The organism is Lysobacter niastensis (assembly GCF_031457115.1).
GTDB lineage: Bacteria > Pseudomonadota > Gammaproteobacteria > Xanthomonadales > Xanthomonadaceae > Lysobacter_J > Lysobacter_J niastensis_A.
Map to the genome: position 1 here is coordinate 895,006 of NZ_JAVDVY010000001.1, position 21,200 is coordinate 916,205.

The window sequence follows — 21,200 nt, forward strand, 5'->3', positions numbered from 1 at the left end:
CGCGGACTAGGCTGTAAGCCTGCGCGCCAGTTGCGAGCCCGCCACCACCGTCACGACGAACACCAGCGCTTCCAGCGTTCCGTGCGCGAGGTTGGCCAGCGCCGGCCCCGGGCAATAGCCGGCGATGCCCCAGCCGATGCCGAACAACGCACTGCCGATCAGCAGCCGGCGGTCGATCGTCGACGACGGCGGTCCGGGCAGGGCATCGCCGGACAGCGACACGTCGCGTCGTCGCATCCACGCATATCCCGGCACCGTGATCGCGAGCGCACCGCCCATCACCAGCGCCAGCGAGGGATCCCATTGGCCGGTGAGGTCGAGGAAGTTCAGGACCTTGTCCGGGTTGGTCATGCCCGAAACGGCCAGGCCCAGGCCGAACAAGGCGCCGGCGATGGCGGCCAGGGCGATCCGCTTCATGCCACCGCTCCGATCACGTGGCGCACGACGAAGGTCGTGACAATGCCCATGCCCATGAACACCAGCACGGCGAGCAATGAACGCCTGGACAGCCGCGCCAGTCCGCACACGCCGTGTCCGCTGGTGCAGCCGCTGCCCCAGCGCGTGCCGAAACCGACCAGCAGCCCCGCGACGATCAGCCATGGCAGTGGGAAGTTGTCGCGACCGGGCGCACCCGTGAAGGCGAACCAGGCGCCGGCGCCGGCGATCAATCCGAGCAGGAACGCGAGCCGCCAGCCTCGTCCCTCGCGCTCATCGACAGCGCTGTTGAAGATGCCGCTGATCCCGGCAATGCGGCCGAGCGAGGCGAACAGCCAGGTGGCGGCCAAGCCGATCAATGCGCCGCCGATCAGCGCGGACAGGGGTGTGAAGGTCGTGGGCATGCAGCTGTGTCAGAAGCGGTCGAGCGGAATCTTGAGGTAACGCACGCCATTGTCCTCCGGCGGCGGCAACGCGCCGGCGCGGATGTTGGTCTGCACAGCAGGCAGGATCAGCACCGGCATCGCCAGCGTCGCGTCGCGCGCCTCGCGCATGGAAACGAACTCGTCCTCGCCGATGCCGTCGCGCACGTGGATGTTGTCGCGCTTCTGCGCGCCGATGCTGGTCTGGCAGGCCATCTCGCGGCCGCCGGGGCCGTAGTCGTGGCAGACGAACACCCGCGTGTCGTCCGGCAGGTCATCGAACAGGCGATGGATCGACCGGTACAGCGTGCGCGCATCCCCGCCGGGGAAGTCGCAGCGCGCGGTGCCGCCGTCGGGCATGAACAACGAGTCGCCGGTGAACAGCGCATCGCCGATCAAGAAGGCATTGCTGTCGGGCGTATGGCCCGGCACGCCGATCACGCGGACCTGCAAGCGGCCAACCGGGAACGACTCGCCATCGACGAACAGGTGATCGAACTGCGAGCCGTCGACGGGAAAGTGCTCGCCGAGGTTGAAGATGGGGCGAAAGGTTTTCTGCACGTGGCGGATGCCTTCGCCGATTGCCAGCCGTGCCTGCGGCCACACGGATTTCAGCCAATGCCCGGCGCTGAAGTGGTCGGCATGGGCATGCGTTTCCAGGATCCACTGCACCTGCAGGCCCTGGGCGTTGACGAAGTCGACCAGTTGCTGGGCCGAGGCGGTCGAAGTGCGTGCGGCCTTGGCGTCGAAGTCGAGCACCGCATCGATCACCGCGGCGGCGGTGCCGTCGGGCTCACGCACCACGTACGACCAGGTGTTGCTGTCGGCGTGGAAGAACGGTTGGACCTGGGGCTTCATCGCGGGCTCCTGCTCGAAGCGTGCGGGATATTATATTAGTAATTGCTAATTTAGCAATGGCGAATATAATGGCGTCGTCCGGGGTCATTCCGGATTGCAGCCATTGAGGTTTCAGTTGCCCAAAGTCCAACGTCCCAGCCGACCGCCGATGGCCATCGCGCAAATGCAGGCGCATGCCGCCGATGCCGCGGCGCTGCTGCGTTCGCTGGGCAACGAGCAGCGCCTGATGATCCTGTGTCTCCTGGTTGAGGAGGAACTCGGCGTCGGCTCACTGCTGTCGCGCATGTCGTTGTCGCAGTCGGCCCTGTCGCAGCACCTGGCCGTATTGCGCGACGCCAATCTGGTGCAGGCGCGGCGCGAAGGCCTGCAGGTGTTCTATTCGATGGCACCTGGCCCGGCCAGGGAAATCCTGTCCACGCTGCATTCCATCTACTGTGAGCAGCCATGAACGCATCCATTCCATTGCGCCTGTGGCGCGCGATCGCGGCCATCGCCGTGACCTGCGCCATGACGTCCGTGCTCGCTGCGCCACCCATCGCCACCGTTTCCGACACTTCAATGCAGACTTCCGTTCCGAACCTCCGCGAGCCCAATGATCGACTGCTGACCGGTGGTCAGCCCGACGCAGCGGCCTGGAAGCATCTCGCGGCTGACGGCGTGACCACCGTAATCAACCTGCGACCTGACGATGAAATGGCCGGGCGTGACGAGGCCGCCGAAGTGGTCGCGGCAGGGTTGTCATATCGCCAGATCCCGGTGGCCGGTGCTGCCGGCATCACCACAGAAAACGCCACTGCGCTGTGGACGGCCCTCGCGCAGGCGCCGGGCAAGGTGCTGGTGCATTGCGCGTCGGGCAATCGTGTGGGCGCCCTGCTGGCGCTGGGTGCCGTGGAGCAAGGCGGTATGGACAGCGAGCAGGCGCTGCAATTCGGCAAGGCCGCCGGCCTTACGGGCGCCGAACCGCGCGTGCGCGAGATCCTGGGGCTGCCGCCGGCCGATTGATTGGTGGCGCGCCGATCAGCGGCGCTTCGTGCCCAGCGCGGCGTTGAGCGTGGCGGCCAGATGCGCGCCGCCGTGGCGCAACTGCATTTCCGCCACCGGTCGCCAGGTTTGCACGTAGTCCTGGCCGACCACCGCCGCGGGCGGATAGAAACCGGGACGCACCACGATCGCGCACGAGGCTTCCGCCCATTGCGGGGAAGGCGGCGGCAGCGGCTGGCGCGCCATCGGCACGGCCAGCGGCATCGCCCTCAGGCGCTGCAGGTAAGCCGCTTCGTCGAGGCCGGCGTCGTTGAGCATGCCGCTGTCCCACAGCGAATGCAGGTTGCTGCCCTTGCCGTTGAAATTGATCTGCCGGTCGTTGCCGCCCTTGTCGTGGCCATAGCCGGCATGCAGCGGCTGGTGCACGTCGCCAATGAAGTGCACGACGAACTTCAGCGCCTGCAGCCGTATCGCCTTCGGTTGCGTGCGGTCGGCCAGGATCGCGGTCTGCGCGCGGATCGCCTCGACCACGCAATCGCTGCCGTTGGGGCAATGCATGGCCTGCACGTAGCGGCAGCCGTCCTCGGCGATGTTGACGTAATGCCACTTGGACGTGCGCTTGCCCAGGTCGGGATCGTTGTCGCGCAGTTCGTCGGCCCAGTTGGCGACACCGGCCAGTGTGGGCTCGGTTTCGCCGGCCAGCAGTTCGGCGATGGCGGCGCGGGTATTCGGCGTCAGGTCATCCCACGCCAGGTCGGCGACCAGGCGGTGGCCGAGGCGGCCCCAGGCGGACGCTGCGCCGGGGATAAGGCTGAGGACGAGCAGCAGGGCAATGAGGGCGCGGATCATGGCGCGCACTTTATCCGAGGCCCGGCGATGGAGGCTTGCGGTGTCTGCCGGGTTACGAGGTCGGATGAATGGCCGGGGCAGGGTAAGCCGGTTGCGGTTGGGGCGCCCGGCCCCCACAGCCGAACCGGCACCGCCTGTTAGAATGGGGGTTCCCGTCCATCCGCCGCGCCAGGGCGCGGCCGCAGGAGTTTTTCAGCTATGACCATCAAGGTAGGTATCAACGGCTTCGGCCGCATCGGGCGCAACGTGCTGCGCTCGGCCGTGCAGAACTTCGCTGGCGAGATCGAGATTGTCGCCATCAACGACCTGCTGGAGCCGGACTACCTGGCCTACATGCTGAGCTACGACTCCGTGCACGGCCGCTTCAAGGGCGACGTGAAGGTCGAAGGCAACACCCTGATCATCAACGGCAAGAAGATCCGCCTGACCCAGGAGCGCGATCCGGCCAACCTGAAATGGGACGAAGTCGGCGCCGACGTCGTCATCGAATCGACCGGCCTGTTCCTCGACAAGACCACCGCGCAGAAGCATCTCGATGCCGGCGCGAAGAAGGTCGTGCTGTCGGCCCCGTCGAAGGACGACACGCCGATGTTCGTTTATGGCGTCAACCACAAGAGCTACAACGGCGAAGCGATCGTGTCGAACGCCTCGTGCACCACCAACTGCCTTGCGCCGCTGGCCAAGGTGCTCAACGACAAGTGGGGCATCAAGCGCGGCCTGATGACCACCGTGCACGCCGCCACCGCGACGCAGAAGACCGTCGACGGCCCGTCCAACAAGGATTGGCGCGGCGGCCGCGGCATCCTCGAGAACATCATTCCGTCCTCGACCGGTGCGGCCAAGGCTGTCGGCGTGGTCATCCCGGAGCTCAACAAGAAGCTCACCGGCATGGCCTTCCGCGTGCCGACCTCGGACGTGTCGGTGGTCGACCTGACCGTCGAACTCGACAAGCCGGCCACCTACGCCGAGATCTGCGCCGAAATGAAGGCCCAGTCGGAAGGCGCGCTGAAGGGCATCCTGGGCTACACCGAGGACAAGGTCGTGGCGACCGACTTCCGCGGCGATGCGCGCACCTCGATCTTCGACGCCGAAGCCGGCATCGCGCTGGACGGCACCTTCGTCAAGCTGGTCAGCTGGTACGACAACGAATGGGGCTACTCCAACAAGTGCCTCGAAATGGTCAAGGTCGTTGCCGGCAAGTAATTGCAACGGGTTCAGACTGGACACTCCAAGGCCGGCATTGCCGGCCTTGGTTTTTTATGGCCTGGCCCTCATCCATTGCACGTCATGAGCGATACCACCGAACTCACCGAGCAGGACCTGGCGACGCTGGTCGACCGGTTCTATGAACAGGTCCGCGTCCACTCCGAGCTGGGCCCGGTCTTCAATGCCGCCATCGACGACTGGCCCGAACACAAGCGCATGCTGACCGCGTTCTGGTCTTCCGTGGCGCTGGGGACCAAGTCTTATCGCGGCAATCCGATGGCCGCCCACCGTCCGCATCCGATCCGTGCCGAGCATTTCGAGCAATGGTTGTCGCTGTGGCAGCGCACCGCAAACGAAGTGCTGGCGCCCGAGCACGCGGCGCAGGTGATGGAATACGCGACCAGGATCGGCCACAGCCTGCGCTACGGACTGGGTCTGCTCGATCGTGAGGGCTCGCGTCCGCTCGGCTTGCCGGTCGCCGGCGCGCGCTGAGGCGCGCTGCCAGCGTCCGTGATCACCCGAAGCTGTGCATCTGCGGCCACACGTCGGCCCAGCGCACACGCAGATTCCGGCAGATGAAGATCTCCGGATGATCGCGCGTCTCCTCGTTGAGCACGCCGAAGCGGTTGCTCACCCGTCCGACCGGCACGCACTCGCCCGGCGTGTCGGCAACGCCTTCGCGCGTATCGCCCAGCACGATCACGGTACGCGGAGGCGTGGAGCCATAGCCGCGATACCAATACGAGTTGATCGGGCTGATCGCGGTGGGAAGGCCGTGCCGCGGTCCGTACAGGTTGATCGCGCCGGCTTCGCCATAGTTGTTGGCGAAGATCGCGGTGTGCATGCGTTCTTCCGCCGGTAGCGACCGGTAGATGCGCGCAACCTCGGTGGTCAGCTCCTGCCAGCCGATCTGTTCGGCGAAGTTGTCGTGGACGGCGCGGCTGATGCGCCAGCCGGTCGAGTTCACCGGGGACAGCTGCAAGCCGAGCACGCCACTGCCCACCGCCATCAGGATGATCCATGTCGCCAGAGCGCCTGCGCCGATCCGGCGGATTCCTGTGCCCAGCGGCTGGCGCGCCCGCAGCCACCGTTCCGCCGCGACGCAGCCCGCAGCGGCCAGCATCGGATAAGCCGGCGCCATGTAGTAGGCGCGTCCCTGCGCCACCGCGAACAGCAGCAGCGGAACGGCGTACATCCAGGCCAGCACGCGATAGCGCCGCGCAGCGCCGGAGAACGCCAGCCAGCCCAACCCCATCAGCCAGATCGGCAATGCCAGCGGGCCGGCGTTTGCATAGAGCTGGCCGAGCAGGAAGTCGTCGGTGCGCCCGATGCGCATGTCGCGAGCATGTATCGCCTCCAGGAAGTCCAGCGACACGAACTCGTGCTGCCACTGCCAAAGCGCGTTGGGCAGGAACAACAGCAGCGACACGGCGACGCCGGCCCACAGCCAACGGCTGGTCAGGTGCGCCCGCAGCGGCGTGGCCAGCGTTCCAACGACGATGCCGGCCACGCAGAACAGCATCGTGTACTTGGTCAGCATGCCGACGCCGATCGCCGCGCCAATCGCAAGCCACCAGCGCGCATCGCCGCTGTTGACCAGGCGCAGCAGCAGCCAGGCCAGCAGTACCCACCACAGGTAGTCGATGCTGACGTACTGCATCACGCCGCCGGCGATCATCGAGAAGGGCATCAGCGCCGCGACCAGCGCGGCAATGATCTGTGCGCCGCGGCGGCCTCCCAGTTCGCGCGCGATCAGCGCGGCGAGCACCACGCTCAGGCTCTGCGCCAGTGCGGCGAACAGACGGAAGCCGGTCAGTGAGTCGCCGAACAGCTCCAGTGAAATCCGTGCCAGCGATGGCGTCAGCGGCGGATAGGCGACGTAGCCCCAGGCGAGTTGGCGGGCATCGTCGAGCAGGGCCAGTTCGTCTCGATGGAAGCCATACCGGGTATTGGTGAAAAGTCGAAGCAGCAACAATCCGAGTGCGATGGCGATCGGCCAGGCCAGATGGCGGCGCGGCAATGCAACGGAGGGGGTCTGCATGCGAGGGTTCCCGGCGACGTTGCAGTATTAACGGCGGAACAGGGCCGGCGCGCAATCCGGCGACCCCACGTATGCACCTGCTGACCGATATCAGGTGACGAGCACAGGTACCGTCGTCGGCTGGCCATCCCGATCCAGCGCGACCATCGTGAAACGTCCGCGGGTGGCGAGCTGCGCATCGCCCGACAGCAGGTCCTCCCGGTGCATCTCGACCTCGACCTGCAGCGAGGTACGCCCGGTACCGACCACGCGCGCGACCAGTTCGACCAGCGCGCCCTTCGGCACGGCGACGTGGAAATCGATCTGTTCCGAGCGCGCCGTCACCACGGTGCAGCGTGCGTAGCGCGAGGCGGCGATGAACGCGGCCTTGTCCATCCACGCCAGCGCCTGACCGCCGAACAGCGTGCCGAGGTGGTTGGTGTGGTCGGGGAAGACTATTTCGGTCATGCGGGCTTCGACTGGACGTTGTCGGGTACCCGTGCCCTCGCCACGGCCCTCTCCCGCAAGCGGGAGAGGGAGCGGAGCAGGAGCGGGCGCGACTTCAGAACGCGGCATCGAACGCGACCTCGCCCTGAACGCCAACCTGGTAGGCCGAGACACGCCGCTCGAAGAAGTTGGTCACTTCCTGCACGTCCTGCAGGTCCATGAAGGCAAACGGATTGGTCGCGCCGAAATGCCGGGGCATGCCGAGCTGGGCCAGGCGCTGGTCGGCGCAGTACTGCAGGTACTGGCGCATGTCCTTGGGCGACAGACCCGCGACACCGCCAGACAGCACGTCCTGGGCGAACTGCATCTCGCACTCGACCGCCTCCTCGAGCATCAGCACGACCTGCCGGGCGAGTTGGTCGTCGAACAACTCCGGCTCCTCGCTGCGCGCGGTCCTGATCACCTCAAACGCGAACGCCATGTGGCAACTCTCGTCGCGGAACACCCAGTTGGTGCCGGAAGCCAGGCCGTGCAGCAGGCCGCGCGAGCGCAGGTAGTACACGTAGGCGAATGCGGCGAAGAAGAACAGCCCTTCGATGCAGCAGGCAAAGCAGATCAGGTTGAGCAGGAACTGCCTGCGCTGCGCCGCGGTCTCGACCCGCCGCAGATCCTGGATCGAGTCGATCCACTTGAAGCAGAACTCGGCCTTGGCGCGGATCGAAGGAATGTTCTCCACCGCATCGAATGCCTTGGCGCGCGCGACCGGGTCGGGCAGGTAGGTGTCGAGCAGGGTCAGGTAGAACTGCACGTGCAGCGCTTCCTCGTACAACTGGCGCGACAGATACATGCGCGCCTCGGGCGCGTTGATGTGCTGGTAGAGGTTCAACACCAGGTTGTTGGCGACGATGCTGTCGCCGGTGGCGAAGAAGGCGACCAGCCGCTCGATCAAGTGACGCTCGGCGGGGCCCAGCTTGTGCTTGAGGTCGTTGACGTCGAGCGAGAAATCGACTTCCTCGACAGTCCAGGTGTTGCGGATCGCGTCGCGGTACATCTCGTAGAACTGCGGGTAGCGCATCGGCCGCAGGGTGAGGTCGAAGCCGGGGTCGAGCAGGCGGGCAGGCAGTTGTGCGGACATGTCGAATCTCTGGGTGATCCTGTCCCTTCAGCGGGCGGGCGGCGGCTCCTGGGGGAGGGAGAGTGCCGCCGGCGTCCGCCAGCTGAAGGGAAGGAAGGGGTAATCGAACCGAAGCCGGGCGCCGTCTTTGGCTTTTCGCCGTCATCCCCGCGTAGGCGGGGATGATCCACCGTGACGTGCACGGATTCCCGCCTGCGCGGGAATGACGGCATGGAGCGAAGGAGCTTTTACTGACACGCCTCGCACGCCTCCGGGTTCTCCAGCGAACAAGCCACGGCCTCAGCCGGAGTGACCTCCGGCTTCGGCGCCTGCGCCACGCCACTGCTGACCGTGGTCTTGGCGATCTTCGTGGCCGGCCGCGAACGCAGGTAGTAGGTGGTCTTCAGTCCCTTCTTCCACGCATACATGTACATCGACGACAACTGGCCGATGTTCGGGCTCTCGATGAAAAGATTCAGCGACTGGCTCTGGTCGATGAAGGCGCCGCGCTCGGCCGCCATGTCGATCAGCGAGCGCATCGGCAGTTCCCACGCCGTGCGGTAGACCTCGCGCAGCGAGGCGGGTATCTGCTCGATGCCCTGGATCGAACCTTCCGCCATCTTGATGCGATCGCGAAGCTCCGGCGTCCACAGGCCGAGCGCCTTGAGTTCCTCGGCCAGGTAGCGGTTGACCACCAGGAAGTCGCCCGACAGCGTCTCGCGCTTGAACAGGTTGGACACCTGCGGCTCGATGCATTCGTAGCAGCCGGCAATCGAGGCAATGGTCGCGGTCGGCGCGATCGCGATCAGCAGCGAGTTGCGCAGGCCGTGCTCGGCGATGCGCGCGCGCAGACTGCCCCAGGGTTCCGGTTCGCTCGGCGCGACGCCCCAGGCCTCGAACTGCAGCTCGCCCTGGGCGGCACGCGTGTCCTCGAAGCCGGGATGGCGGCCGCGCTCCATCGCCAGCTCATTCGACGCCGACAGCGCATGGAAGTAGATGGCTTCGGCGATCCGCCGCGACATCGCCCGCGCCGCCTCCGAGTCGAATGGCAGGCGCAGCTTGAAGAACACGTCCTGCAGGCCCATCACCCCCAGTCCGACCGGACGCCACTTGAGGTTGGCGCGGCGCGCGGTTTCGATCGGGTAGTAGTTGAGGTCGATCACGCGGTCGAGCTGGCGCACGGCGAGCCGCACGGTTTCGGCCAGCTTGTCGAAGTCGAAGCGTCCGGCTTCGCCGTGCACGGGGCCTTCTTCGAAAAGTTCGACGTGGTGCGAAAGATTGATCGAGCCAAGGTTGCACACGGCGGTCTCGTCCTGCGAGGTGACCTCCAGGATCTCCGTGCACAGGTTCGACAGATGCACGACGTTGCCATCGCGCAGCGTCTGGTTGCAGGCGCGGTTGGACTTGTCCTTGAAGTTCATCCAGCCGTTGCCGGTCTGCGCCAGCGTGCGCATCATCCGCGCGTACAGCTCGCGCGCCTTGACCTGACGTGTCGCCAGGCCGGCGGCTTCGGCGGCGCGGTAGGCGCGGTCGAAGGCCTCGCCCCACAGGTCGGTCAGTTGCGGCACCTTGTAGGGATCGAACAGCGACCACTCGCCGTCGGCCTCGACCCGGCGCATGAACTCGTCGGGGATCCAGTTGGCCAGGTTGAGGTTATGGGTGCGGCGCGCCTCGTCGCCGGTGTTGTCGCGCAGCTCCATGAATTCTTCGATGTCGGCGTGCCATGGCTCCAGGTAGACGCACGCCGCGCCCTTGCGCTTGCCGCCCTGGTTGACCGCGGCGACCGAGGCGTCCAGCGTCTTGAGCCACGGCACGATGCCGTTGGACAGGCCGTTGGTCGAACGGATCAGCGAACCGCGCGAGCGGATGCGCGTGTACGACAGGCCGATGCCGCCGCTGAACTTGCTCAGCTTGGCCACGTCCATGTAGCGCTTGTAGATGCTCTCCAGCGAATCCTCGGGCGAGTCGAGCAGGAAGCAGCTCGACAGCTGCTCGTGCGTCGTGCCGGAGTTGAACAGCGTCGGCGAGGACGGGATGTAGTCCAGCTGCGCCATGCGCCGGTACAGGGCCAGCGAGTCGCTCACGTCCTCGCTGAGTGCGCAGGCGATGCGCAGGAAGAACTGCTGCGGCGTCTCGATCACCGTGCGTGCGGTGGGATGGCGCAGCAGGTAGCGGTCGTACAGCGTGCGCAGGCCGAAGTAGTCGAAGCGTGCGTTGAGCGAATGGTCTATCGCGTCGTTGAGCTTGCGCGCGTTGGCCTGCACGAACGTGAGCAGGCGGTCGTTGATCAGCCCCAGCTCGTGGCCGCGCTGCACCGATTGCGAGAACGCATGGATCTCGATGCCGGCGACTTCCTTCTCGATCACGCCGGCCAGCAGGCGCGCGGCCAGGCGCCCGTACTCGGGCTCTTCGGCGGTCAGCAGTGCGGCGGTGCGGATCGACAGTTCGTCGAGCTCGCGCGTGGTCGCGCCGTCGTACAGGCCGGAGATCGTGCGCGTGGCCACGCGCATCGGATCGATGGAGAACAGCCCTTCGCAGTTGCGCATCACCGCGCGCACGATCTTGTTGAGGTCCACCGGCTCGCGACGGCCGCTGCGCTTGGTCACCGTCATGGTGAGGTTGGCGGTGGGAGGAGTCAGGGCGAAGCCGGGGCTGGCGTTGGCCGCGGGCGGGTTCGGCGAGGCGTGGGCCGGGGAAGAGGCCGCGGCAAGAGGTGCTTCGGTGATGACGGACATGATGGGCTCCGGTGCGTGGGCGCACGGCTCGTCGTCCTTCCCTCGAAGGGCGACGCGGGCGCGGAGTCCGGAGATTGGGATCAAGGCGTCGCGCAGCCCGAGACGGGCCATGACGGTCGTTCCGTCACCTCGCGACACCGACCGTCTTCCCTCCGAAGACTCGCTGGCCGGTCACCGCGCGGTGTGCAACGCGCGGTTGTCGGCAGGTCTTCGGACTCGGGACATGACGCGAGTGCCGCGTCGCCTACCGGAGGTCGCTTCCCAGACGCGTGCGCGCCCAGTGCCATGACCACCTTCGTTTCCCATACCGCTGCGGGGCAGCGCTGGATTCTCACCAGCTTCCCGTTTTAAGCCGACCGCGAGGTCGGCACCGACGGACACAACATAGTGGGGGTCATGGGATCCGTCAACGCAAAATGTTGTGAAGGGCCCGTAAAGTCCGGCGTGATGCGGATTTGCCGCGGACGCGCGCGAACGGGACAATACGCGCCCTCGCCGCGGCCCTTCGCGCCGCGCAGCGCTCCCCCTTCTCATCGCCAGACGGAACCGCCCATGTCCATCCTTCGCATGTCCGACCTCGACCTCGCCGGCAAGCGCGTGCTGATCCGCGAGGATCTCAACGTGCCCATCGAGGGTGGTCGAATCACTTCAGAACAGCGCATCACCGCCGCGCTGCCGACGATGAAGCTGGCGCTGGAGAAGGGCGCCGCGGTTATGGTGACCTCGCACCTGGGCCGCCCGAAGGAGGGCGCCTGGACGCAGGAGGACTCCCTGGCCCCGGTCGCCAGGCGCCTGTCCGAACTGCTCGGTGTCGACGTGCCGCTGGTGAAGGACTGGGTCGACGGCGTCGACGTGAAGCCGGGCCAATTGGTGCTGCTTGAAAACTGCCGCATGAATGTCGGCGAGGGCAAGGACGACGAAGCCCTGTCGAAGAAGTACGCCGCGCTATGCGACGTCTTCGTCATGGACGCCTTCGGAACCGCGCACCGCGCCCAGGCCTCCACGCACGGCGTGATCCGCCACGCCAAGGTCGCTGCCGGCGGCCCGCTGCTGATGGCGGAGCTCGACGCGCTGGCCAAGGCGCTCGACAACCCGGCACGCCCGCTGCTGGCCATCGTCGCCGGCTCCAAGGTCTCGACCAAGCTGGAGCTGTTGTCCTCGCTGGTGTCCAAGGTCGACCAGTTGATCGTCGGCGGTGGCATCGCCAACACCTTCATCGCCGCGATGGGCCACGGCGTGGGCAAGTCGCTGGTCGAGATGGACCTCATCGACACCGCCAAAAAGATCATGGCCGATGCCAAGGCGCGCGGCGCCGACATCCCGGTGCCAGTGGACGTCGTTGTCGCGCCGGCGTTCGCCGCCGACGCACCGGCCACAGTCAAGTCCGTCGATGCGGTGGGCGCGGACGACATGATCCTCGACATCGGCCCCAAGACCGCGGCGCAATACGCCGAGCTGATCAAGAAGGCCGGCACGGTGGTGTGGAACGGCCCGGTCGGCGTGTTCGAGTTCGATGCCTTCGGCAAGGGCACCGAAACGCTGGCACGCGCGATCGCCGCCAGCAAGGCGTTCTCCATCGCCGGTGGCGGCGACACGCTGGCGGCCGTGGACAAGTACGGCATCGAGAACGACGTCTCCTACATCTCCACCGGCGGCGGTGCGTTCCTCGAGTTCCTGGAAGGCAAGGAACTGCCCGCGGTCGCCGCGCTGAAGCAGCGCGCTTCGTGACGTAGGCCGTTCCTGTTCCCCCGGGACCCCTTTAGTATCGGGCCGGGGGAAAGGGAGAACGGCGGATGAGGATGCTTCTGGGGGTGCTGGCTTTACTGCTGGCAGGCGTCACGTACGCGCAGGAGGGGGAGTACCAGCGCGGCGAGTATCGATTCAAGGTGGGGCCCGAGCCGGCGTTCGTGCAGCGCCACGAGGTGCCGGCGGCGTGGGAGGCGGATGCTCCGGGCGCAACGGGCGTCCCCTGGCGCTACTGGCTGTACGACCTGCAGTCGGACAACCGCGGCGGGCGAACCCAGTACTACGTCGAGCACGTGTTCGAGCCGAAGTCCGCCTCGCTGCTCGGCGAGGCCGGTCGGTTCCAGATCCAATTCAATCCCGGCTATCAGCAACTGGCCATCCATCGCGTTGAACTTCGCCGCGGCGGCCAGTGGCAGTCGCGCCTCGTTCCTGACCGGATTTCGCTGGCGCGGCGCGAAACCGCGTTCGAGCAGGACATGGCCGACGGAGAGGTGACCGCGCTGATCGTGCTCGACGACGTGCGCGTCGACGACGTCATCCGAATCGGCTTCTCGATCACCGGCGGCAATCCCGTGCTGGCCGGCAACACGACCGACTCGATGGCGTTCGGCTGGCGCAACCCGGTCCTCGACACCTACCTGCGCGTGTTGTACGACGCCGGCAGCCAGCTGAACGTGCAGCGCGAGAACAACGCGCCGGTGCCGGTCATCCGCGACGTCGATGGTCATGTCGAATCGCAGGCCCACCGCCATGCCGTGCCTGCCTACGTCTACGAGGACAACTACCCGCTCTGGTACCAGCCGTACCCGATGGTGCGCGTCGCCCTCAAACGCAGTTGGGGCGACGTCGTCGACTGGGCGCTGCCGCTTTACCCTGCGGTCGGTGCGCTGCCGCCCGACCTCGAGGCGAACATCGCCCAATGGCGCAAGCTCGGCACGCCGGAGGCCAAACTGAAGGCGGCGCTGCGCGCGGTGCAGGACCAAATCCGCTACTTCGGCGTGGAGATGGGTGAGAACTCGCATCGGCCGACGCCACCGGCCGACACCTGGACGCGACGCTACGGCGACTGCAAGGACAAGACCTACCTGCTGGTCACGCTGCTCGGCCGCCTCGGCATCCCCGCGGTTCCCGCGCTGGTGTCGACTTCGCGCGGACGCGGCATTGCCGACTTCACGCCGGCAGCCTCGGTGTTCAACCACGTGATCGTGCGCGCGCAGGTCGGCAAGGACACGGTGTGGGTGGATCCGACTCTCACCGCCGAGGGCGGCGACCCGCGCGACAGCGACCAGAGCGTGTATGGCGTGGCCCTGCCGGTCGCGAAGGGCGTCACCGGCCTGCAGGAGATCCAGGCGCCACGGCGTTCCAGCGTCGAGGTCGTCATCAACGAACGCTACCAGCCCAGTGCCGATGGTCGCGAGGTCGCACTGAAGGTGGAAACGGTCTACCAGGGCTGGACGGCCAATGAGGCGCGCCGCTCCTTCGCCAGCCAGCGCATCGACGAGACGGCGCGCCGCTACGCCGACCACTACCGCCAGCGCTTCGGCGACGTGTCGCCGATGGGCGCGCCGACATTCGATGACGACAAGGAAAGCAACCGCCTCAAGGTGGTCGAGCAGTACGTGCTGCGCATGCCGTTCGAGAACGAGGGCGCGGTCAAGGCGCTGGACGTGTACGCGGAGGTCCTGTCCAAGGCGAGCGAGTTGCCGCCTTCGATATCGCGCGCGGGTCCGCTGTTCTTCGGCCGACCCCTGCGCTATCGCCAGGAAATGCAGGTCGACCTTCCCGAGAGGTGGAAGCCGACCTTCCATGCCGAGGGCGAGCGCTATTCGTCGGCCGCTTTCGCCTACTCGCGCGACGTGCAGGTCGATCCTGGCAGCGTGCGCCTGGTCTACGACATGCAGGTGCTGGCCCAGGATATTCCGCCGGAGAAGGTATCCCAGCACGTAGACGAACTGCGCAAAGTGCGCGACTCGCTGTCGGCCCGATTGCGCTTCCAGCCGCCGGCGGATGTCCAACGGGAAGATCGGGACGCACGCCTGAAGGCGCTGCTCAAGAACGTGATGGAAGAAGGAGGCGCACGATGACGAAGGCAGGTTTCCGGTTCCGCCCTCTGGCGGGCTGCGTGTTCGGCGTGCTGCTTGCGGCTCCTTTGGGATTGGCGGTGGCAGCGATGCCAAAACCGGTGTCGACGCCCGCGTCGACACCGGCGGTACAGGCCTTCGATCCGGCCCGCGCCTGGGAGAAGTTCCTTTCCGATGGCGAATATTCCGCCGCCTTTGCCACCTTCGCGGTGATGGAGGAGGTCGGTTACGACGGCAACGCGGTCGATCCGGAGAAATGCGCGAAGCAGGCCGCAGCGTTGCGACAGGCGGTGGCGGCGGCGCCGGTCAGCATCGCGATCAGGCATGTCGCCTACCTGTGTGCCCAGGGCGGCAAAGATGAAGCGGCGGCGGACCGGGAGATGGAAGCACTCGCCGCGCTGTCCCGGCATGCGCTGGCGCAGGCGGGCGACGCCGACGTCACTCATCCGATCCGTGTGCTCGCCCCTGTCGACGCAAGCGCACTGATGCGGGTCAGCGACATGGATGTGATCTATGCCTACTACACCCACATCAGGCCATCGCGTTATTTCCCGATGGTCGCGGCCGGTTGGGACGCCGAGGCCAAGATCGAACGGCATCTGGTCTTCGACTTCATCGACACCGACTACCGCATCGACCGCGAGAACCAGTATTGGGGCAACCCGTTGCTGCGCAACGGGCTCGCCGAGGGGCTCATCGACGGATGGGCCGGACAAGGCAACGAGGAGGCGAAGGACATCAAGGCCGTGCGCGATGCAGCAGACGTCGATGACACGGGCGAAAAGCTCGAAATACTGCGGCCTGCGGCGCAAGCCGGAGGCATCCAGGCGGCGTCCGCCTGGCTGGTGCTGTGCGATGGCTCGCAGCGGCCCGGCTGCGCAGAGGGCCTCGTCGACGCGCTGCTGACTCGCGCCGAGCGCAAGCAGGCATTGCCGATGCTGTTGCTCGCGTACGCCTATGCCAAGGGCATTGGCGTCCCGCGCGACGAGGATGCGGCGTGGAACCTGGTTGATGCCGCCGAGCGTCGCTGGCCGCGCGGTGCAGCCACAGCACAGTTCACCCGGCAGTGGCTGCTCAAGTCCGAAGACATCCCGGCGAAACTCAAGCAGCGCCTCGACAACGCCAGCGCCCAGGGCAGCCGTTACCCGCAACGCCTGACGATCAAGCGCAAGGTCAAGGCTGGCGGCGAAGCGCGCCTGAGCGACTCCGAAATCGCCTTCCTGGCCGATGCCGCGGAGAACGGCAACGGCGCCGGGTACGCCGTGCTGGCCGACTACTACGATCGCCTCAGGGAGCCTGCGAAGCGCATGCCCTGGCTGGAGAAGGCCGCGCTGGCCGGCGACACGTTGTCGCAGGCGCACTACTCCTCCGCGCTGATCTATGGCGATGTCGCCGACATCAAAGTGGATCCCGTGCGTGGACAGGCGCTTCTGCTCGAGGCCGCGCACGGCGGCCAGGCCTGGGCATTGCGCCACGAGGCCGACCGTCAGGCATCGCTGGCGAAGTGGGCCGACGCCGAGGCGTGGTTGATGCCCGCGATCCAGGCCGGCGACATCGATGCAATGCTCGATCTGGCCGATCTCTATGAGTACGAGCGTCCTGGCGTCAAGGGCAAGGTCGAGCGCGCGGTAACGATCTATCGCGCGCTTTCTGACTACAACGACTCGGCGACGGCACGCCGGAGGTTGGCCGACATGGCGATCGCAGGACGCGGCATGAAGAAGAACCCCAGTCAGGCCGAGCAGTGGCTTCGCGTCGATGCCGAGAAGGGCGACCACGAATCGGAAACCCGCCTGGGCACCGCCTACCTGTACGGCGACTTCGGCAAGGCCGACGAAGCCGAGGGAATCCGCTGGCTCCAACGTGCCATCGACGGAAAGGAGGAGGTCGCGTACACGCGCTATGCCGGCTGGCTCTACCATCGCAAGGGCACTGTGCAGGCGCGCGCGCAGGCGCTCGCGCTGTGGCACCAGAGCGGCGACGCCGGGTTCTCGCGGGCCTACAACGAGCTGGCATGGGCGTCGTGCACGTCGCCGCACGCAGACATGTACGATCCGGCGCGCGGCATGGAAACGGTGGCGAAGATGCCCAGGACCGACCTGCTGGACTTGCCCGAGCTGGACACGGTGGCCGCCTGCTACGCCGCCGACGGCGACTTCAAGCGCGCCGCGGAACTCCAGAGCCAAGCGCTCGAACGCCTGGTACCCCTGGTCAAGGCCGAGCCGGGCGTGTACCGGGGAATGGCGAAGGAGTTCCGCGAGCGACTGGTGCTGTACCAGTCGGGCAAGCGCTATATCGATTCCGACATGCAATGACCGCCTGGCCTTGACGGTTTCGGCGATTCCGTAACCAGCCCGCTTCGGCGGGCTGGTCTGTTTTTGGCGGGGTATTTTCAGACCAGTTCGGCGAATGCGCAGCGGGATGGCGCGGTTGAATGCGTATTCAATTCGAATGTCCCGACAGCTGTGCTAGCGTCGCTGGGTTCAATGGAATTGAGATCGATGACGACCACCTTTCGACGCACCAAGATCCTCGCCACCCTCGGCCCGGCCACCGATGCGCCGGGCGTGCTCGACGCGCTGCTCACGGCCGGCGTCGATGTCGTCCGCCTCAACTTCTCGCACGGCGATCCTTCCTCGCAGATCGCGCGCGCCCAAGCCGTGCGCGAAGCGGCGCAGCGCGTCGGCGTCGAGGTAGGCATCCTCGCCGACCTGCCGGGTCCGAAGATCCGCATCGAGCGTTTCGCCGAAGGACGCGTATTGCTCAAGGCCGGCGACCGCTTCGACCTGGTCGCCAGCACCGATGCGCCGCCGGGCACGCTGCGCGAGGTCGGTGTCAGCTACCTGGGTCTGCCCAACGACGTCGCCCCGGGCGACGTGTTGCTGCTCGACGATGGACTGCTGCAACTGCGCGTGAGCGCGGTGCAAGGCGAACGCATCGTTACCACCGTGCTCAACGACGGCGTGCTGTCCGATCGCAAGGGCCTCAACAAACAGGGCGGCGGCCTGTCGCTGGGCGCGCTGACCGAGCGCGACAAGGAGCTGATCGGCGTTGCCGCCGAGCTTGGCGCCGATTTCATCGCGGTATCGTTCTGCCGCAACGCGCAGGACATGGAGGACGCGCGCCGCATCGCCCGCGCCGCCGGCAGCGACGCCGCGCTCGTGTCGAAGATCGAGCGTACCGAGGCGATCGAGAACCTGGCCGAGATCGTCGATGCCAGCGACGTGGTGATGGTCGCGCGCGGCGATCTGGGCGTGGAGATCGGCGACGCCGAGCTGCCCGGCCTGCAGAAGAAGATCATCCGCGAATCGCTGGCGCGCAACCGCGTGGTGATCACCGCCACGCAGATGCTGCAGTCGATGGTCGACAGCCCGATCCCGACCCGCGCCGAAGTGCTCGACGTCGCCAACGCCGTCATCGACGGCACCGATGCGGTGATGCTGTCGCAGGAATCCGCCGCCGGCCGCTACCCGGTCAAGGCGGTGGAAGCGATGGCGCGCATCTGCCTCGGCGCCGAGCGCCAGTTCGACCACGACACCGACTTCGAAGCCGCGCCGCGCAACCTGGAACGCGCCGACCAGGCCATCGCAATGGCGGCGATGTTCCTTTCGGAGCACATCGGCGTGCGCGGCATCATCGCCATGACCGAGTCCGGCGGTACCGCACGGTTCCTGTCGCGTTTCCGCTCGCAGGTGCCGATCTTCGGACTGTCGCGCCACGACGGCGCGCGCCGGCGCATGGCGATGATGCGCGACGTCGTCCCGCGCGAATTCGACAGCCGGGGCCTGACCTCGCGCGACGCCGCGCGTGCATCGATCAAGCAGCTGTTCGACGCCGACCTGCTCAGTGTCGGCGATCGGGTGGTGTTCACCAGCGGCGACTACATGGAGCATCACGGCGCAACCAACACGCTGCGCCTGCTGCAGGTCGGGCCGGGAGGCTGCGCGGAGGGGCTTGGCGAGCTGTGATGATTAGCTGAACCGCCAGGAGGAGTGCTGGCCGACGCGTCGATCCAGGCGCGTTGGATAGACGCATTCCCCCAAGTGCGAGGTCGTCATGCTGCACGATCCAGCGGTTCGCCGCGGGTGCGTGAGTGACCGGATCTCGCGCTTCGTCGCGTTGTTCCAGCGCCTGGTCGGCTTGGCGATCTGCGCCTTGACTGCCTGCACCCTGGCCGCCTGCACCACCGTCGGCGTACATACCGCGCAGCGCTTCCAGGCCGGATACGGGGCTCCCGCGCAGATGCGGGTCTGCGTGTTGCAGGCTCCGGGCGTGGCACGCAAGCGCGTGGACAAGCTGATCGCGCAGGTCAACCGCGAATTCGCGCCTTACGCGATCGAGGTGACGGTCCAGTCGGTGCAGCCATGGAAGCGCCCATCCTTCACGCACAGCGGAATGATGGAAGATCTCACTCGGCGCGAACTCGATCCGTCCTGCGATCGGCTCATGGCATTCGTCGACCGCAATGCGGCGGATTTCCTCTGGAGCCTGGTGATGCCTGAAGTGCTGGGGGCCGTGGACGATGCGACCCACACCCGCGGATACATCGTCGCCAACCAAGTGAGTTTGAACCAGCTATTCCAGTCTCCTGGGGAGACGGCAGTCCATGAGTTCTATCACCTGCTCGGATGCCCCCACGCCCGGACCCTGCAGAACTGCTACGACCGAATCGCCGCGCTCAAGCAGCAATTCGTGACGGGGGCGGATTTCTTCCCGTCTGTGGGTGTCGATGGAACGCCGCTGCTGACGCGCAAAGCCGTGGATGCCGCCCTGCACGGCGCCATCATTGCCCAGGTCGAATCGGCACCCGGGCCATAGCGGGCGTTAACCTACCCCCGCTGCGGACCCCACCGCGACTGGTATTGAAAACCGGGGGGTCTGGTACGCAAGTGGTTGATTTCCGGTTGCCTTGGTCGGGCAGGAGCCCAAAGCTCCGGCTATAATGATGGGCTTCCCACCCGCTCCCGCAGGACGTCCCATGAGCATCGAACAGCTTGCCGAAACCGCCCAGGCCATGGTGGCCCCGGGCAAGGGAATCATCGCCATCGATGAGTCCAACAACACCATTGCCAAGCGCTTTGCCGGTGTCGGCATCGAAAACACCGAAGAACACCGCCGTGCCTACCGCGAGCTGCTGCTGAGCACGCCGAAGCTGGGCGACTACATCTCCGGCGCGATCCTCTACGACGAAACCATCCGCCAGGCGACGAAGACCGGCGTGCCCTTCACCAAGCTGATGATGGACAACGGCATCATCCCGGGCATCAAGGTCGACAAGGGCACCTTCGCGCTCGCCGGCTGCCCCGGTGAAGTCGTGACCGAAGGCCTCGACGGCCTGCGCGCGCGCCTGGAGGAGTACTACAAGCTCGGTGCCCGCTTCGCCAAGTGGCGTGCGGTCATCAACATCGGCGACGACATCCCGTCGGGCACCTGCATCGAGGCCAACAGCCACGCGCTGGGCCGCTATGCCGCGCTGTGCCAGGAGCAGGGTCTGGTGCCGATGGTCGAGCCGGAAGTGATCATGGACGGCAGCCACGACATCGACACCTGCTACGAGGTCACCGAGGTGACGCTGCGTTCGCTGTTCGCCTCGCTGTACGAGCACAACGTCGTGCTCGAAGGCACGATCCTGAAGGCCTCGATGGTCCTGCCGGGCACCACCAGCGGCGAGAAGGCCTCGGTCGAGGAAGTCGCCGCCGCCACGCTGCAGTGCCTGAAGTCGACCGTGCCGGCGACGCTGCCGGGCATCGTGTTCCTGTCGGGTGGCCAGAGCGACGAGGACGCCACCGCGCACCTCAACGCGATGAACATGATGGGCCCGAACCCGTGGCCGCTGTCGTTCTCCTACGGCCGCGCCATGCAGCAGGCCGCGCTGAAGCTGTGGTCGCAGGACCTGGTGAACAACCTCGCCAAGGCCCAGCAGACGGTCTACGAGCGCGCCCGCGATAACGGCCTGGCCGCGCTCGGCCAGTGGAAGAAGGCGGCGTAAGCCATTCTTTCGCAGTTCCAAAAAACGCCGGCCATGTGCCGGCGTTTTTTTTGCCGGACGCCCCGGCTTGCGTCCGGAACTTTCACAACCCGTGCAAATGCCTGTGCTAGTGTCCGGCCGGAACTGGGGCTGTACTTGACTAGTGCGGAGCCTGCCTTGGACCTGTCGGATGACGTCGCCAAACGCCGGGAGCGCGTCGCGTTCCTGCTGCTTACGGCCGTCGTGTTTCCCCTGTTGACGGTGATGATCGTGGCCGGTTACGGCTTCATGGTCTGGATCTGGCAGATGTTCACCGGTCCGCCGACGGGGCACTAGCC

Annotated in this window: 19 protein-coding genes and 1 riboswitch; of the genes, 11 read left to right on the forward strand and 8 right to left on the reverse strand. The window is 66.5% G+C overall.

The features are described from left to right. Window positions 1–6 precede the first annotated feature (6 nt). Genes J2X06_RS04080 through J2X06_RS04090 form a run of 3 tightly spaced genes read right to left on the reverse strand, consistent with a single transcriptional unit; the run spans window position 7 to window position 1,715 of the window. Window positions 7–417 carry a DUF6691 family protein gene (locus J2X06_RS04080; protein ID WP_310058616.1) on the reverse strand — a complete coding sequence of 137 codons (411 nt, stop codon included), beginning with the start codon at window positions 415–417 and terminating at the stop codon, window positions 7–9. Beyond that, window positions 414–839: a YeeE/YedE family protein gene (locus J2X06_RS04085; RefSeq protein ID WP_310058617.1), complete on the reverse strand. Its 426-nt coding sequence runs from the start codon at window positions 837–839 to the stop codon at window positions 414–416. The genes J2X06_RS04080 and J2X06_RS04085 overlap by 4 nt, the downstream gene beginning before the upstream one ends. A 9-nt stretch (window positions 840–848) precedes the next feature. Beyond that, complete coding sequence (locus tag J2X06_RS04090) at window positions 849–1,715, reverse strand: MBL fold metallo-hydrolase (protein WP_310058619.1); 867 nt, start codon at window positions 1,713–1,715, stop codon at window positions 849–851. Window positions 1,716–1,863: 148 nt separating this feature from the next. Here J2X06_RS04090 and J2X06_RS04095 point away from each other — a divergent pair, with 148 nt between their 5' ends. Together J2X06_RS04095 and J2X06_RS04100 are read left to right on the forward strand one after the other, a co-directional pair. Further along, the gene (locus tag J2X06_RS04095; protein WP_310058622.1) at window positions 1,864–2,163 is read left to right on the forward strand and encodes an ArsR/SmtB family transcription factor; all 300 of its coding nucleotides are present in this window, start codon (window positions 1,864–1,866) and stop codon (window positions 2,161–2,163) included. A gap of 14 nt (window positions 2,164–2,177) precedes the next feature. Then, window positions 2,178–2,717, forward strand: coding sequence for a protein tyrosine phosphatase family protein (locus J2X06_RS04100; RefSeq protein WP_310058627.1), 540 nt, complete (start codon window positions 2,178–2,180; stop codon window positions 2,715–2,717). 15 nt (window positions 2,718–2,732) lie between these two features. On the opposite strand, the gene J2X06_RS04105 is transcribed toward J2X06_RS04100, so the two are convergent. Then, complete coding sequence (locus J2X06_RS04105) at window positions 2,733–3,545, reverse strand: S1/P1 nuclease (protein WP_310058628.1); 813 nt, start codon at window positions 3,543–3,545, stop codon at window positions 2,733–2,735. A 198-nt stretch (window positions 3,546–3,743) separates the two neighbouring features. Here J2X06_RS04105 and gap point away from each other — a divergent pair, with 198 nt between their 5' ends. Both gap and J2X06_RS04115 read left to right on the forward strand, forming a co-directional pair. Further along, window positions 3,744–4,748 (forward strand): type I glyceraldehyde-3-phosphate dehydrogenase, encoded by a 1,005-nt coding sequence (gap, locus tag J2X06_RS04110; protein WP_310058630.1) that lies wholly within the window; start codon window positions 3,744–3,746, stop codon window positions 4,746–4,748. Window positions 4,749–4,832: 84 nt separating this feature from the next. Then, window positions 4,833–5,243, forward strand: a complete 411-nt coding sequence (locus J2X06_RS04115; protein WP_310058633.1) for a group III truncated hemoglobin — start codon at window positions 4,833–4,835, stop codon at window positions 5,241–5,243. A gap of 22 nt (window positions 5,244–5,265) precedes the next feature. On the opposite strand, the gene J2X06_RS04120 is transcribed toward J2X06_RS04115, so the two are convergent. From J2X06_RS04120 to J2X06_RS04135, 4 genes are all read right to left on the reverse strand, one after another. Beyond that, on the reverse strand, window positions 5,266–6,792 hold the full coding sequence (locus tag J2X06_RS04120; RefSeq protein WP_310058636.1) for a glycosyltransferase family 39 protein: 1,527 nt from the start codon (window positions 6,790–6,792) through the stop codon (window positions 5,266–5,268). 90 nt (window positions 6,793–6,882) lie between these two features. Then, window positions 6,883–7,239, reverse strand: coding sequence for an acyl-CoA thioesterase (locus J2X06_RS04125; RefSeq protein WP_310058639.1), 357 nt, complete (start codon window positions 7,237–7,239; stop codon window positions 6,883–6,885). A 94-nt stretch (window positions 7,240–7,333) separates the two neighbouring features. Further along, a complete protein-coding gene (locus J2X06_RS04130; protein ID WP_310058641.1) occupies window positions 7,334–8,353 on the reverse strand; it encodes a ribonucleotide-diphosphate reductase subunit beta in 1,020 nt (339 codons plus the stop codon). A 227-nt stretch (window positions 8,354–8,580) separates the two neighbouring features. Further along, a complete protein-coding gene (locus J2X06_RS04135) occupies window positions 8,581–10,944 on the reverse strand; it encodes a ribonucleoside-diphosphate reductase subunit alpha (RefSeq protein ID WP_310061223.1) in 2,364 nt (787 codons plus the stop codon). Between the two features lie 307 nt (window positions 10,945–11,251). Beyond that, window positions 11,252–11,457: riboswitch (cobalamin riboswitch) on the reverse strand. Between the two features lie 162 nt (window positions 11,458–11,619). Here J2X06_RS04135 and J2X06_RS04140 point away from each other — a divergent pair. The 7 genes from J2X06_RS04140 to napE all read left to right on the forward strand — a co-directional run bounded on the left by J2X06_RS04140 (window position 11,620) and on the right by napE (window position 21,198). Further along, window positions 11,620–12,795, forward strand: coding sequence for a phosphoglycerate kinase (locus J2X06_RS04140; RefSeq protein ID WP_310058644.1), 1,176 nt, complete (start codon window positions 11,620–11,622; stop codon window positions 12,793–12,795). A 65-nt stretch (window positions 12,796–12,860) separates the two neighbouring features. Then, a complete protein-coding gene (locus J2X06_RS04145) occupies window positions 12,861–14,897 on the forward strand; it encodes a DUF3857 domain-containing protein (RefSeq protein WP_310058645.1) in 2,037 nt (678 codons plus the stop codon). After that, entirely contained in the window at window positions 14,894–17,209 is a 2,316-nt protein-coding gene (locus tag J2X06_RS04150) for a tetratricopeptide repeat protein (protein ID WP_310058648.1), read from the forward strand. Before J2X06_RS04145 ends, J2X06_RS04150 begins: the two co-directional genes overlap by 4 nt. Window positions 17,210–17,395: 186 nt before the next feature. Continuing rightward, window positions 17,396–18,862 carry a pyruvate kinase gene (gene pyk, locus J2X06_RS04155; protein WP_310058651.1) on the forward strand — a complete coding sequence of 489 codons (1,467 nt, stop codon included), beginning with the start codon at window positions 17,396–17,398 and terminating at the stop codon, window positions 18,860–18,862. A gap of 88 nt (window positions 18,863–18,950) precedes the next feature. Further along, window positions 18,951–19,712 carry a hypothetical protein gene (locus tag J2X06_RS04160; RefSeq protein WP_310058655.1) on the forward strand — a complete coding sequence of 254 codons (762 nt, stop codon included), beginning with the start codon at window positions 18,951–18,953 and terminating at the stop codon, window positions 19,710–19,712. A 160-nt stretch (window positions 19,713–19,872) separates the two neighbouring features. Further along, window positions 19,873–20,883: a class I fructose-bisphosphate aldolase gene (locus J2X06_RS04165; protein ID WP_310058659.1), complete on the forward strand. Its 1,011-nt coding sequence runs from the start codon at window positions 19,873–19,875 to the stop codon at window positions 20,881–20,883. Between the two features lie 156 nt (window positions 20,884–21,039). Then, the gene (gene napE, locus J2X06_RS04170) at window positions 21,040–21,198 is read left to right on the forward strand and encodes a periplasmic nitrate reductase, NapE protein (RefSeq protein WP_310058660.1); all 159 of its coding nucleotides are present in this window, start codon (window positions 21,040–21,042) and stop codon (window positions 21,196–21,198) included. Window positions 21,199–21,200: the final 2 nt, after the last annotated feature.

Bases quoted from the DNA above. Each gene is read 5' to 3' on its own strand.
- J2X06_RS04165 (WP_310058659.1), top strand. From the start codon at position 19,873: ATGAGCATCGAACAGCTTGCCGAAACCGCCCAGGCCATGGTGGCCCCG.
- J2X06_RS04140 (WP_310058644.1), top strand. From the start codon at position 11,620: ATGTCCATCCTTCGCATGTCCGACCTCGACCTCGCCGGCAAGCGCGTG.
- J2X06_RS04095 (WP_310058622.1), top strand. From the start codon at position 1,864: ATGGCCATCGCGCAAATGCAGGCGCATGCCGCCGATGCCGCGGCGCTG.
- J2X06_RS04115 (WP_310058633.1), top strand. From the start codon at position 4,833: ATGAGCGATACCACCGAACTCACCGAGCAGGACCTGGCGACGCTGGTC.
- gap (WP_310058630.1), top strand. From the start codon at position 3,744: ATGACCATCAAGGTAGGTATCAACGGCTTCGGCCGCATCGGGCGCAAC.
- J2X06_RS04085 (WP_310058617.1), bottom strand. From the start codon at position 839: ATGCCCACGACCTTCACACCCCTGTCCGCGCTGATCGGCGGCGCATTG.
- J2X06_RS04145 (WP_310058645.1), top strand. From the start codon at position 12,861: ATGAGGATGCTTCTGGGGGTGCTGGCTTTACTGCTGGCAGGCGTCACG.
- J2X06_RS04090 (WP_310058619.1), bottom strand. From the start codon at position 1,715: ATGAAGCCCCAGGTCCAACCGTTCTTCCACGCCGACAGCAACACCTGG.
- J2X06_RS04130 (WP_310058641.1), bottom strand. From the start codon at position 8,353: ATGTCCGCACAACTGCCTGCCCGCCTGCTCGACCCCGGCTTCGACCTC.
- J2X06_RS04120 (WP_310058636.1), bottom strand. From the start codon at position 6,792: ATGCAGACCCCCTCCGTTGCATTGCCGCGCCGCCATCTGGCCTGGCCG.
- pyk (WP_310058651.1), top strand. From the start codon at position 17,396: ATGACGACCACCTTTCGACGCACCAAGATCCTCGCCACCCTCGGCCCG.
- J2X06_RS04160 (WP_310058655.1), top strand. From the start codon at position 18,951: ATGCTGCACGATCCAGCGGTTCGCCGCGGGTGCGTGAGTGACCGGATC.
- J2X06_RS04150 (WP_310058648.1), top strand. From the start codon at position 14,894: ATGACGAAGGCAGGTTTCCGGTTCCGCCCTCTGGCGGGCTGCGTGTTC.
- J2X06_RS04135 (WP_310061223.1), bottom strand. From the start codon at position 10,944: ATGACGGTGACCAAGCGCAGCGGCCGTCGCGAGCCGGTGGACCTCAAC.
- J2X06_RS04105 (WP_310058628.1), bottom strand. From the start codon at position 3,545: ATGATCCGCGCCCTCATTGCCCTGCTGCTCGTCCTCAGCCTTATCCCC.
- J2X06_RS04125 (WP_310058639.1), bottom strand. From the start codon at position 7,239: ATGACCGAAATAGTCTTCCCCGACCACACCAACCACCTCGGCACGCTG.
- J2X06_RS04080 (WP_310058616.1), bottom strand. From the start codon at position 417: ATGAAGCGGATCGCCCTGGCCGCCATCGCCGGCGCCTTGTTCGGCCTG.